A 12710-nucleotide genomic window follows, 5' to 3' on the forward strand; every position below is an offset into this window, starting at 1 on the left:
CCGCTTTAACAGGTTTTTGAGATGAGACAAGGCGCGCAGGCGCCGCAAACTGTGACCGGCGCAACGCGCCGGGCGGGCCTCAGCCCTTGAAGCCCTGCGCCACCAGATAGATTTCCGCCGACTCGGAGCGGCTGGCGTCGGGCTTGGCGTGCTTCACCTTCTCGAACCGTCCGCGAAGCTCTTTCAGCAATTCCTGCTCGGTCCCGCCCTGGAAGACCTTGGCGACAAAAGCGCCGCCGGGCGCCAGGACATCGAACGCGAAATGCGCGGCCACCTCGACCAGCGCGATAATCTTCAAGTGGTCAGTCGCCTTGTGCCCCGTGGTCCAGGGCGCGAGGTCGGAAACCACAAGATCCGCCTCTCCGCCCAGCGCGGCCTTCACCGCTTCGTCCGCGCCCTCTTCGGTGAAGTCCAGCTCGAGCAGCTCCGCACCCGGGATCGGGTCGATTGCCAGCAGATCGATTCCGACAACGCGGGAGGCGCCGCGCTCCAACGCCACCTGCGTCCAGCCGCCGGGCGCCGCGCCAAGATCGGCCACGCGCATGCCCTTGCGGATCAGTTTGAACTTGTCGTCCAGCTCGATCAGCTTGAAAGCCGCGCGGCTGCGATAGCCCATGGCCCGCGCCTGCTCGACATAGGGATCGTTCAGCTGACGCTGCAGCCAGCGCGTGGATGAGGATTTCCGCCCCTTTGCGGTTTTCACCCGCTTGGTCAGGCCGCGCCGCGGCTGACCTTTCTTGACCGGGCCGGAGCGGCGGCGGCGGCGTTCTTCGTCATCGCTCATGCCGGACGCCCTCCCCGGCGCGACCGGCGCCGGCGCCGCTTGGTCGCGTAACGCCCCATCAGGCCGTAAAGCACGCCTTCGCGCAGCCCCCGGTCCGCCACGCGCAGGCGTTCGGCGGGCCAGGCGTCCATAACCGCCTCGAAAATCGCGCAACCGGCCAGCACCAGATCGGCGCGTTCCGGCCCGATACAGGGCTCCTGCGCGCGCTCTTCAGGGGTCTGATTCAGCAGATGGCGGACGGCATTGCGCGCATCCGCATCGCCCAGCCAGATCCCGTCGACGCGGGATCGCTGGTAAACCGGCAGCTTCAGATGCACGCCCGCGACACTGGTCACCGTGCCCGACGTGCCGATGATCTGTGCGCGCCCCGCCTCGAACGCCTCACGGAACGGCTCAAGGCCCTCGATCTTGTCGATATGTTCGCGTGCGGCGGCTTTCATTGTATCGAACCACGGTCCGCGCTCATCCGGTTCGGGATGGTTTTCGGCCAGCGTCACCACGCCCAGCGGCATCGTGCTCCATGCGCGGATCGGGGGCGGCGCGTATTTCTGGGTTTCTTCCCGGCGCTTCAGCTCTTTCACGTCAATGAAGCTCAGCTCGGTCGAACCGCCGCCAATATCCACGACCATGCAGATATCAATTTCCCGGTCGATCAGGTTGAGGCAGCCAAGCGCCGCCAGCCGCGCCTCCTCCCGGGCGGTAATCAGGTCAAACCGAAGGCCGGTTTCATTCTTCACACGGCCAAGAAAGTCCTCGCCATTCGTGGCGGATCGGCAGGCCTGTGTGGCGATACAGCGGATTTTACCGACATTCCGGCGGGCCAGCTTCTCCGCGCACACTTTCAGCGCCTCGATAGAGCGGTCCATGGCGACGGGCGACAATTCCCCCGTCCGCCCCAGACCTTCGCCCAACCGCACGATGCGGGAATAGGCGTCGACGATCTTGAACCCGTCGCGGGTGGGCCGGGCCACCAGCAGGCGGCAATTATTCGTTCCCAGATCGATGGCGCCGCACAAGCCGTTCCCCTTTTGGGGCCGGTTGCGGCGGCGCCCGCTGCCCTGCCGTCTGGCAGGAGCGGTCTCGCCGTTGGACATGGCGCACCAGTTCTTGTTTGCGCAGCGGGTCGCCAGTTAAAGGCGCGCAGCCAAAGCGCGTTTTCCACAGTTTGAATTTACTGTAATCCGGTTCGCCGCGCAGAGCCAAGCTCTTGCCCCGCGAAACCAATCGGCTATCTCAGAAAATATGCAGCGCGAAGCCAAATTCTCTCTCGGACAGGTTGTCCGGCACCGGGTATTCCCTTTTCGGGGCGTCATCTATGACGTCGATCCGGAATTCGCCAATTCCGAAGAGTGGTGGGAATCCATTCCGGAAGACATCCGTCCGGCCAAGGAACAGCCCTATTACAAGCTGCTGGCCGAAAACGAAGACACCACCTACGAGGCCTACGTCTCCGAGCAGAACCTGCTGCCGGACGAGAGCGGCAAGCCGGTGCGCCACCCGCAAGTGGGCGATATTTTCGGGCGGTTCCACGGCGACCGGTACGACATGTCGACCGATCGCCGCGCGAACTAGAACCGCAAGGTCAGCCGTTTAAGGCTTCACCACGGTATTTTCGATGGTTCCGAAGATGGATTTTCCATCGTCGTCAAACATGTCGACGCTGACCGTGTCGCCGTATTTCATGAAACCGGTCTTGAAGTCGCCGGTCTGAATTTTCTCGACCATGCGCACTTCGGCGATGCAGCTATAACCCTTCCCGCCTTCGGAAACCGGGCGCCCCGGACTGCCGTCCGGATCCTTGTTGGAAATCGTGCCTGAGCCGACAATCGTACCCGCCGTGACGGGGCGCGTCTTGGCCAGGTGGCTCACCAGGCGCGCGAAATCGAACGTGATGTCCGTGCCCGCATCCGGCTCGCCGAATTTCTCGCCATTATAGGTGGAGACCAGCGGACGCCGCAGCGCCGCGCCATCCCAAGCGTCGCCTAGCTCATCCGGCGTCACGGCGACAGGCGAGAACGCCGTTGGCGGCTTGGACTGGAAGAAACCAAAGCCCTTGGCCAACTCGCCCGGGATCAGGCCGCGCAGCGACACGTCATTGACCAGCATGACCAGACGGATCGTATCCTTGGCCTCTTCCGGGCTGATGCCCATCGGCGCATCGCCGGTAATCACGGCAATCTCCGCCTCGAAATCACAGCCCCAGGCCTCATCGCCCAGCGGAATATCGCCGCGCGGCGTCAGGAAGGCGTCGGAGCCGCCCTGATACATCAGCGGATCGTCGTAGAAGCTTTCCGGCACCTCGGCCCCGCGGGCCTTCCGGACCAGCTCCACGTGGTTGATATAGGCCGATCCGTCCGCCCACTGATAGGCGCGCGGCAGCGGCGACAGCGCCTTTTCCTGGTCGAATGCGAACGCGCCGCCGGCCTTGCCTTCATTCAGTTCGTCATAGCGGGCCTGGAGTTTGGGCGTCAGGGCGTCCCAGTTCTCCAGCGCCGCTTGCAGCGTCGGGACGATGTCGCTGGCGTCGACGGCGTGTTTCAGGTCGCGGGAAACCAGGGTCAGCTTTCCGTCGCGGGTTTCGTTGGGCAGGCTGGCGAATTTCAAGAAGAACTCTCCATCGTATCTCGTGTCATGACGCCTTCGGCCTTCAGATCCCGGGCGAGCGTTTTCGCGGCGGGCGTGCTGATGCGGGCGCGGCCGGCGCCGGTGGGGTGATATACCGTATCGTACATCAATTCGATCGGCAGGAGCGCGGACTCCATATCATTCAGAATCTCTATGTCGCGGTCCCGGAACAGCGTTTCAACCGCCTGAAAGTTTCCTTCATAGGCAGGCCGGTCATGAAAGCGCGGCCGGTCGAGCTGGCCCGGAAACACCACATAGAATCGCCCGCCCCTGGCTTCGACCGCCTGTTTCAGTTTCAGGATTTCCGCCAGGCCGGGCGCTTCCCCCTTGAATGGCGGGGTGATGCCGGTCCTGCGAAGGCGGCTGAGATCCTGCGCTGATCGCTTCCCTTCCAGCATATTGGCTGTCTCGTCCCCGCGCGGGGAAATCGCATCCGCCCGTCGCAGCCAGCCCTTGCCCGGCGGATAGCCAAGCGATTTCAACCCCTCGCCCAGCAAGTCGCCGCCCATGAAAACGGGCCAGTAGCGGACCGGAAACTCGAACACGCTGGCGGGGTCGCGTTCGCGCCAGTAGCGGACCTCCAGATCGCGCGGATCGTCCGCCATCAGGCGCACGTAATTGACCGAAAAGACCACGATGTCGCCAGAGCGCAGAAGCCGCTTCGTATTCAGGTAATGGGTGCGCCAGGAAAGCCCCGCATGGGTGCCCAGATTGAAAGCCTGAAGCCCGGTTTCGCGTTCAAATATCTCCGCCGACAGCCCGTAATGCGCCTCCGAGCCGCCGATGATGAGAATGCGCGGCGATGAAGCGGCTTCCGCCGCGCCCCACTTGTTGTCCTCCAGCGCCAGAACCCAGTCGAGTTCGGGCGGCGGCGGTAGAATCCTGCCCCATGTGAAATGCGCCAGCCCCATGAGGACGGCGAAACTGAGCAGGAAGGCGATAAAAAAGCGCATCGGTCAGAACTGGAAATAGAGGAATTCGGACGGCGCGGCGCTGAAAACTTTCGCGACGGCCAGCATGGCGACAGCGCCCGCGAACACGCCCCAGACAATTGTCGGCCGCCAGAGCGGCGCGCGGGTCTCGCGCGCGTGCTGAGGATAATCGATTGTCGGCTGATTGGCGCGGGTGATCTGGTAAATGTTCGGCGTCAGCGCAGCGATCAGCAGCATCGCCACGGCATAGACGAGCCCCGGAATGAACTCCGCGGCCGGCAATCCGCGGCCGCCAACCCTGACGCCCAGCCCTGAAAGTAAACCTGACGGGTCGAACATGCGCGCCACGGAGGGGTGAAGAACCGCGCCGTTCTGGCCCGTCATGCCCTGCAGCATGGTCACGGCGCCGCCAAAACTTTCCGCGCGGAAGAAGACCCAGGCGACGATTACCGCCAGCATTGTGACCGTCCAGGCGGCGAATTTTCGCGCGAAATGCCCCTCTCCCGCGGCCAGAACCGGCGCTTTTCGCCTCAACCAGTCCCAGAAATGGTTCAGAACCAGGTAGAAACCGTGCAGGAAACCCCAGAAAACGAACGTCCAACCCGCCCCGTGCCAGAGCCCGCCCAGCAGCATTGTGGTCATCAGATTGGCGTATCGGCGCACCTGCCCGCGCCGGTTTCCGCCCAGCGGGATGTACAGATAGTCGCGCAGAAACCGCGACAAAGTGATGTGCCAGCGGCGCCAGAAATCGGCGATTGAGGTCGCCTTGTAGGGTGAAAAGAAGTTCGTGGGCAGGCGGATTCCGAACAGACGCGCCGCCCCGACGGCCATATCCGAATAGCCCGAGAAGTCGAAATAGATCTGTCCCGAATAGCAAAGCGCCCCGATCCAGGCCCGGAAGAACTCGACCTGCGCGCCGCGTTCGGCCTGCGCAAAAGCGGGCGAGGCGTATTCCGCCGCTCCATCGGCCAGGATTACCTTCTTGGCGAGGCCGATAATCAGGATGAAAAGCCCCACCTGGAAATTGGTCAGCGTCTCGCCGCGGCGCGTTTGCGCGCCAAATTGCGGCATCATCTCCTTATGATGGACAATCGGCCCCGCGATAAGCTGCGGGAAAAACGACACGAACAGGGCGTATCGCGGCAGCGAGGCCGGCGTCACCAGCCCCTTATAAGCGTCCACCTGATAGGCGATCTGCTGGAATGTGAAGAAGGATATGGCCAGCGGCAGGACGATTTCGACGGAAGGGAATTCCCCCGGCGCGGCCATATCCACCGAGTCGAGGAAAAATCCGGCGTATTTGAAAACGCCCAGCAGCCCCAGATTGAAGACTATCGCGGCGGTCAGCCACCATCGCCGCGCCGGTTTTTCCGCCTGCGCGACAGGCCGGGCAAGATAGAAATTGACCAGGATCGAGCCGCCAAGAAGCAGCAGATAGACCGGTTTCCAGTAGCCATAGAAGAATAGCGAGGCGGCCAGCAGCACGATAACCGCGGCGCCCAGCCCCGCGAACCGGCGCGCGGCGTAATAGCCGAGAACCGCGGCGGGCAGGAAAAGGAACAGATAGACGGGGCTGTTGAAGAGCAAGGCAGGATGGCCCTTGGCCGCCGGTGGTTCGATGCGGGTGTCTATCCGAGCCGCAGGCCGATGTCTATTCGCTCTCCCTGGCCTTGCTTACCGTAAGGTTTCGGCAAGATGGCGGCGAATTAACTTGCCGGTTCAAGGCCCTCTCCCGCACTCTTGGACAAGTAATTCAGGAGATTTGGGGAGCTTTGTCCGCCATGAAAAAACTCGTTTCCGCAGCCGCGCTTTGCGCCGGAATGGCCGCCGGCGGCTACGCCTTCGCCCAGGCCACGCCCGAAGCCCGCTTTGTTGACCCCGATACCGGCCAGCCGGAATTTGAAAGCCGGCTGGAAGGCGCGCCGGAAGACCCGCGCGTAGAACGCCGGGTGCATGTGGAGCGCCTGAAAAGCACCGCTCCCCGTGACAGGGTCGTCGTGGTCGATGACGAAGCCCATGCCCGCGTGATTGATCTGGACAGCGCCAAAGAGGTCACGGTTCGCCGGATCGATGATGGCGACCGCGTGATCGTGATGCGCAATGAGGACGGCGGCGAATGGGACGTGACCGTGGATGGCGAGGCCGTTCAGTGGGACCGCGCCCGCGTGGATGCGGAAATCGAAGCCGCGATGGCGGCGGCGGAGTCCATTGATCACGCGGAAATCGAACGCGAAATTGCGGCGGCCAGAGCCGAGGTCGATGCCATAGATTTCGACGAAATCGAGCGTGAAGTCGCCAGCGCAATGGCTGAAGTTGAGGACTTCGATGAAGGCGAAATCCGCATCGAGATCCAGCGCGCCATGGAAGAAGCTGAAGAGGATATGGCGCGCGCCCGCGCGGATATCGAACGCGCACGCAAAGATGGCGACCGCCATGTCTACGCCTATCGCTTTTCCAGCGAGGGCCTGCCGGAACACGCCGAAAAGCGCATCGAAATCGCCATGAAGCGCATGGAAGAGATGGAGCCGCACATGGAGCGGGTCCGCCTGCGCATGGAAAAGGCCCATGAGCGCCGCGAGCAGGCGCTGGAACGTCTGGAAGCGACCGGCGGCCCGCATCTGGAAGGCGCCGCCGAGCAGCGTGAACTGGCCCTGGCCCGCATGACCGAGGAAATGGAGCGCCGTCTCGACGCCATGGAGCGGCGCATGGAGGCGCGGGAACAGGCCCTGGAAGAACGTGAGCGCCGGCTGGACGAGCGCGAACGCCGTCTTGACGCCCTCCACGATGACATCGAGGCCATGCAAGACAACTAAGCTGCGGATTCCCCCGCAACAGCCAGCAAGGGCGGCGGACCTGAAGGTCCGCCGCCCTTATTTTTTCTGGACGTCCAGATCGATGTTTTTCAGATGAACCGTATCGCCAAATTGTGAGGCGTCGCCGTTCCCCGCATTGGCCGCCACGCTGAGGGTCACCGGTCCGGGCGCATCCGGGGCGCGCCAGTGGAAGGACCACTCCGCCACACCGTTTTCGAGCGCGGCGCCCTCCAGCGTGGAGCGGGCCGCGGCGTCCCTGGCCTCAACGCGCTGATTATCAGACGATATTACGCCCGCGGCGCCCTCATCCTGATTCCGCATGCTGGCGAGAAATCCTACAATTTCCGCGCCTTGCGGGGCGAAGCTGAGGCTGATGAGATAGGTCTCGCCCGCAACCGCGCCGTCCTCCAGCCCGGACAGGCTCAGCGCTGGAGACTCTTCCACCGGGTCCTCGCCAAAATGGCACTGGGCGCAGGCCTCGCCCGGATTGGCGAGAGCGTCCCACGGCGCGCCGTCCGGAAAGGCAAAGGCCAGCCCGGGCATGAGCAACGCCGTGAGAAAAATTGCCCTAGTCAAAGGTGACGCGGCCAATCGTGTTGGTGTCCGCACCGAACCAGATCGTGTCCGTCGGGGCGTGATAATGCGTGTGGCGCACCGTGCCGCCGCCGGAAGGAACCTCGACCGAAGTGAAGAACTCTTCGGTTTCGGGATTAAAGCCGACCAGACGGTTCGGCTCCACGCCGGTCTCGAACACCCAGATATTGCCGTCGGCGTCCATCGCCGTGCCGTAGGGGCGGGATTCGGCGCCGGAGGGCAGGTCCCATTCGGTGAATTCGCCGCTGTCCGGGTTGAGGACGCCGAGCTTCCCGCCAGCGTAATCGCCATACCAGACACGGCCGTCATCGGTGACTTCCAGACGGCGGGGGCGGGCCTCCTCGCGCGGCAGGTCATGCTCTGTCAGGGCCATGGTCTCCGGGTCGATGGAGGCCAGCTTGTGCGTGCCGAACAGGGCGACCCAGACCGTGCCGTCCGGCGCGGTCTTGATGCCATAGGGACGCGCGCCTTCCGTGGGGACGTCGATCAGCTGGACGCCCCGGTCCGCGACGGTCAGCTTGCCAATCTTGTTGCCGCCCTGGACGGTGAACCAGACATCGCCGGCGTCATCGAAGATCAGGGTATGGGGGTCGCGCGCCGCTTCGTCCGGCATGGCGACTTTCTCGATTTCGCCGCTCTCCGGGTCGTAGCGGCCGACATGGGCGCGGCGGTTGCCGGCGTACCAGACGCCGCCATCCTCTGCGACGACAAGGTTATGCGGCCCGGCGCCCTCGCCCAGGTCCACCTGCTCGAATTCGCCGGTTCCGATGTTCAGGCTGGCCAGATAGCCGGTGCGCTGTCCGACGAACCAGACCTCGTCCGCGCTGGCCGCGAAGGGGTCGCGCGGGCGGGATTCTTCGTAAGGGACGGTCCATTCCTGGATGGTCACGCCGTCGTTCGAAGCCTCGAAATCCTGCGCGGCCGTAGCCACGGGCGTGACGAGCGTCAGGGCGGCGGCGGTAAGCAGGATGCGTTTCATCGGATCAGTCCTTTGCTTTCCAGCTATCTACGTATTCATGGTTTTCCACGGACGCCGCCCCTTCGCCAACCTCCAGCGGGTCGCGGGTGTCGACCATGACGGCGTATTCGTCTGTCGCGTCCTTGGTGGGCTTGAACATGTTTTTCAGCGCCTTGGGATGCGGACCGTGGGTAAAGCCGGACGGATGGAAGGTCATCATTCCGGCGTCGATATTGTCCCGGCTGAAGAAGTCTCCGGCGTGGTAGAACAATACCTCGTCGTAATCGTCGTTATTATGAAAGAACGGCACTTTAAGGGCGCCGGGGTCCGTCTCGAACGGGCGCGGCGCGAAGGTGCAGACCACGAAGCGGTCGGACAGGAATGTGGTGTGGGCGCTGGGCGGCAGGTGGTAGCGGTGACTCATCAGCGGCCGGATATCCTTCACGTTCAGGCGCACGGGCGCGAGTTCGCCGTGCCAGCCGACCGCGTCCAGCGGATTGAACGGGAAGGTGATCGTGCTGACCGCGTTCCGCTTCTTCACCTGAACGGTCCAGCCTTTCGTGTCCGATTGCTGGGCCTTGAACGCCTCGTCCATTTCGGGGGCGTCCAGCATGGCGGGGTCGAAGATGGCGTGCGGGCCGACCAGCCCCTTGTCCGGCAATGTGTAGTGAGTGTTGGTCGCCTGAATCATCAGGATGGCGTTGGGCTCTGACGGGTCCAGCCGCCACATCGTGCCGCGCGGCAGATAGACATAATCGCCGGCGCGCACGGTCAGATGGCCGTAATCGCAATAGAGTTCTGACTCGCCCTTGTGGATGAAGAGGAGCTGGTCGCCATCGGCGTTGCGCGCCAGCATTTCCATCGGCGCGTCCAGTTTCCAGAAACGCATCTCGGTCGCGTTATTGTGCAGGACAACGGGCGCGTCCCACGGGGAATTCGGGGAATCGTTGACGCCGATCAGGTTGAAGGCGCGCGGGCGCAGCGGGCCTTCAAAATCGGTCCAGCCCGTGGGCGGATTCTTGTGGTGGAGGAAGGCGGCGGGGCCAAAGAAGCCCTCTTTCGAGATTTCCCGCTCATACGTGCCTTCGGGGAAATCGGCGTGCGCCTGACGGGAGGCGTCGCCCTCCACGCGGCTGGCCGGGATCCACTTCTTCGCCATGACCTTAAACTCCGTGCCGGTGAATCTGTCGTCGCCCCATAGATAGTTTCAAATGAAACTAATTCAAAGCGGAAGCCTAGCTGTCTTCCGTCACTTCGGTCGGGTTATGCGCGGCCGCGGTGACCAGCGCATTGAAGATACCCCGGAAACGGGAGCGGTGCAGCAGGAACTCCGGGTGAAACTGCACGCCCATATAGAAGTTCCGCTCGCGGTCCTCGATGCACTGAATAACGCCGTTGCGTTCGCGCGCGGTGGCTTCCAGCCCGTTGCCCAGATCCGCGATGGCCTGTTTGTGCATGGAGTTCACGCGGTCCTCATCCCCCAGCACGTCGTGCAACAGGGTCTGGTCCTCGATCAGGATCGTCTTGCGGTAGAATACATGGCCGAGGAACGTGCTGGGGTAATCCACGTCCTTGAACGACTTGGCGACATCGGCGAACAGCGTGCCGCCGCGCATCACGTTCATCATCTGCGCGCCGCGGCAAATCGCCAGCACCGGGATATTGGCGCGCTCCGCCCGCTCCGCCCACTCGATCTCCATCTCGTCACGCTTGCGGTCATAGGCGTAGCCGGCGCGGGGCTTGGCGTCATAGAGGCCGGGAAAGACATCCGTGCCCCCGCCCAGGACCAGCCCCCGCAAAGCGCATTTGCGGCGCGGCTTGCTGGCGGTCAGGCGCACCGGGCGGCCGCCGGCCAGCCAGACCCCGGCCCAGATGCAGGCATAGGCCAGATTATCAGCCCGGCTGGGCTTTGTGACCCCGATCAGCGGGCGGTCGGACAGGGGCGGCGCGGTCACTTCAAAATCACTTATAGGTCAGTTCCGGCGGCAGCTTTCCGTGCCGGACGAGCGAGGCAAGCACGAACAGCACGCCAAGACTGGCGAACGGATCGCGCGATGAAAACAGCTCCACCTGCGCCTCGTCCGCGTCCTCCATCGCCTTTTTCAAGTGTTTGCGGGCGCTTTCGATGTCCGTGACCTTGCCCAGCGATGCGCCGAATTTCTTCAGCGCCTCGACTATCTTGCGATCCTTGGCGGAGGACATTGCCTCCTTCCAGCCATCCTTGACCTGGCTGAAATGCACGTCGGACGAGGCAATGTCCTGAATGGCGGAGAGCAGCCAGACGCCCGGCGCCTTGGTGCGCTTGCCCACCGTCGCCAGCGGCGCCTCCGGCACCTCGCCTTTCACCGTCATCTCGTAAAGCAGCCACGGGAAATCGACGCCCGACTCGATGGAATGGAAAATGCCCATCCAGAAGCGCGGATTGATCTCGATCATGGAGGGTTCGGTATCGGCCTGCCCGTTCCATTTGAAATCGATTTCCGCAACGCCATGCCAGCCGATCGGGCCGAGCACCGCCTTGGCGGTTTCCAGGAAAGGTTCGTCGTCGATCGTCTCGCGCATGATACCGGCGCCGGATTCGGCGGGCATTTTCATGATGTTGCGATAGGCCATATGGGCCTTCAGCTCGCCGTCCTGAAACAGAACGGCGAGGCAGTAATCGTCGCCTTCGACCAGTTCCTGCGCCAGGCCGCCCTTCTCATAGACCCTGGCGCTTTTCTTCCAGTGCTCCTCCAGCGCGGCTTGGGTTTTCAGCGCCTTCACGCCGCGGCCGCCGACGCCGTCGAAGGGCTTGATCAGGAAGGGCAGGCCCAGCTCTTCCGCGGCCTTGTCCAGGCCTTCGCGGTCATTGAACTCGATGCTGCGCGGCGCGTGCGCGCCCAGCTTTTCCGCCGTGCGGGCCAGGTTCTGCTTGGGATGAATTCTGGAGATCATCTCCGCCGTCGGGCCGGCGACCTTGATCAGCGGGTCGAACCGGTCGCGATTTTCGGCGATCAGCTGGATATCGCGGAAGGCCGGGATCAGGACATAGGGAATGTCGTCTTCCGGCGTGTATTTGCGGATATATTTCTCAAGATCGTCGAGGAATTTTTCGGGCTTCGAATCCGACGGCGCGTGCACGAAATTCTTTTTCACATCGCGCGAGAAGGACATGACGGTCAGGTCGACGTCGTCGCAGCCAATCACCTCCACCCCGCGCTCGGCGAGGGAGTGAGCGATTTCGAGCGCAATAAGGCTGCGCCCGTATGTGACAATGCATCGGCCTGTCGGTTTTTCCTTACTCACGCGGTCTCCTTTAAAGGCCCTTGTCCGGGCGTTGAACGCCCGCGGGTAACGCCGCGCGGCGATGAATGACTAGATTATACGGAAATCGAGTTCGCCGACGCCATCGACGCCCGCTTCGACCCGCTGCCCCCGGGCGATCGGCCCGACGCCTTCCGGCGTACCTGTGAAAACGAGGTCGCCGGGTTTTAGTTCAAAGCTGCGCGACAGCGCGGCGATGATTTCCGGCACGGACCAGATCATGGCGCTGAGATCGCCGTCCTGTTTCAACACGCCGTCGACGCTGAGCCAGATACGGCCGGAGGACGGGTGACCCGTTTCCGCCACCGGCGCGATATTGGAAATCGGCGCGGAATTATCGAACGCCTTGGCGACGTCCCAGGGGCGGCCTTTGGCTTTCGCCTCGGCCTGCCGGTCGCGGCGGGTGAGATCGACGCCTACAGCGTAGCCGAAGACCTTTGCGGCGGCCTCGGCGGCCGGAATGTCCGCCCCGCCCTGCCCCAGCGCGATCACCAGTTCCGCCTCGTGATGCAGGTCGTCCGTGTCCGGCGGATAGGGAATATCGGCGCCGCACGGAGCGACCGCGTCGGCGGGCTTGGTGAAGAAGACGGGTGGATCGGATTTGGCGTCGCCGCCCATCTCCGCCACATGCGCCGCGTAGTTCTTTCCCACGCAGAAGATGCGGCGAACGGGGAACCGCGCGCCCGTGCCCTTCACGGCGA

Annotated in this window: 13 protein-coding genes; 2 read left to right on the plus strand and 11 right to left on the minus strand. The window is 63.4% G+C overall.

What is annotated here, in order from left to right:
* Nucleotides 1-79 precede the first annotated feature (79 nt).
* Nucleotides 80-784, minus strand: coding sequence for an RlmE family RNA methyltransferase (locus L338_RS15015; protein WP_027068595.1), 705 nt, complete (start codon nucleotides 782-784; stop codon nucleotides 80-82).
* On the minus strand, nucleotides 781-1800 hold the full coding sequence (locus L338_RS15020; RefSeq protein ID WP_241762274.1) for a Ppx/GppA phosphatase family protein: 1020 nt from the start codon (nucleotides 1798-1800) through the stop codon (nucleotides 781-783). The genes L338_RS15015 and L338_RS15020 overlap by 4 nt, the downstream gene beginning before the upstream one ends.
* A 226-nt stretch (nucleotides 1801-2026) precedes the next feature.
* Between L338_RS15020 and hspQ the strand changes: the two genes are divergently transcribed.
* Nucleotides 2027-2356 (plus strand): heat shock protein HspQ, encoded by a 330-nt coding sequence (hspQ, locus tag L338_RS15025; RefSeq protein ID WP_022699225.1) that lies wholly within the window; start codon nucleotides 2027-2029, stop codon nucleotides 2354-2356.
* Between the two features lie 18 nt (nucleotides 2357-2374).
* Here hspQ and L338_RS15030 read toward each other — a convergent pair whose 3' ends face one another.
* Genes L338_RS15030 through L338_RS15040 form a run of 3 tightly spaced genes read right to left on the minus strand, consistent with a single transcriptional unit; the run spans nucleotide 2375 to nucleotide 5928 of the window.
* Nucleotides 2375-3388, minus strand: coding sequence for a fumarylacetoacetate hydrolase family protein (locus tag L338_RS15030; RefSeq protein ID WP_022699226.1), 1014 nt, complete (start codon nucleotides 3386-3388; stop codon nucleotides 2375-2377).
* Nucleotides 3385-4362 (minus strand): hypothetical protein, encoded by a 978-nt coding sequence (locus tag L338_RS15035; protein WP_022699227.1) that lies wholly within the window; start codon nucleotides 4360-4362, stop codon nucleotides 3385-3387. Before L338_RS15035 ends, L338_RS15030 begins: the two co-directional genes overlap by 4 nt.
* Nucleotides 4363-4365: 3 nt before the next feature.
* Complete coding sequence (locus tag L338_RS15040) at nucleotides 4366-5928, minus strand: MBOAT family O-acyltransferase (protein WP_022699228.1); 1563 nt, start codon at nucleotides 5926-5928, stop codon at nucleotides 4366-4368.
* A gap of 194 nt (nucleotides 5929-6122) precedes the next feature.
* On the opposite strand from L338_RS15040, the gene L338_RS15045 reads away from it, so the two are divergent.
* Complete coding sequence (locus tag L338_RS15045) at nucleotides 6123-7154, plus strand: coiled-coil domain-containing protein (protein ID WP_022699229.1); 1032 nt, start codon at nucleotides 6123-6125, stop codon at nucleotides 7152-7154.
* A gap of 57 nt (nucleotides 7155-7211) precedes the next feature.
* Here the strand turns inward: L338_RS15045 and L338_RS15050 are convergent, their stop codons facing one another.
* The 6 genes from L338_RS15050 to L338_RS15075 form a co-directional block, all read right to left on the minus strand.
* Nucleotides 7212-7697 (minus strand): choice-of-anchor V domain-containing protein, encoded by a 486-nt coding sequence (locus L338_RS15050; protein ID WP_022699230.1) that lies wholly within the window; start codon nucleotides 7695-7697, stop codon nucleotides 7212-7214.
* A gap of 25 nt (nucleotides 7698-7722) precedes the next feature.
* On the minus strand, nucleotides 7723-8727 hold the full coding sequence (locus L338_RS15055; RefSeq protein WP_022699231.1) for a Vgb family protein: 1005 nt from the start codon (nucleotides 8725-8727) through the stop codon (nucleotides 7723-7725).
* Between the two features lie 4 nt (nucleotides 8728-8731).
* Complete coding sequence (locus L338_RS15060) at nucleotides 8732-9865, minus strand: homogentisate 1,2-dioxygenase (protein ID WP_022699232.1); 1134 nt, start codon at nucleotides 9863-9865, stop codon at nucleotides 8732-8734.
* 76 nt (nucleotides 9866-9941) lie between these two features.
* On the minus strand, nucleotides 9942-10661 hold the full coding sequence (locus L338_RS15065) for a gamma-glutamyl-gamma-aminobutyrate hydrolase family protein (protein WP_022699233.1): 720 nt from the start codon (nucleotides 10659-10661) through the stop codon (nucleotides 9942-9944).
* A gap of 7 nt (nucleotides 10662-10668) precedes the next feature.
* The gene (locus L338_RS15070; RefSeq protein WP_022699234.1) at nucleotides 10669-11991 is read right to left on the minus strand and encodes a carboxylate--amine ligase; all 1323 of its coding nucleotides are present in this window, start codon (nucleotides 11989-11991) and stop codon (nucleotides 10669-10671) included.
* Between the two features lie 69 nt (nucleotides 11992-12060).
* On the minus strand, nucleotides 12061-12710 hold a 650-nt coding region (locus L338_RS15075), incomplete at its 5' end, for a fumarylacetoacetate hydrolase family protein (protein WP_022699235.1).

It is taken from the genome of Euryhalocaulis caribicus (assembly GCF_000412185.1).
Classification (GTDB): Bacteria; Pseudomonadota; Alphaproteobacteria; order Caulobacterales; family Maricaulaceae; genus Euryhalocaulis; species Euryhalocaulis caribicus.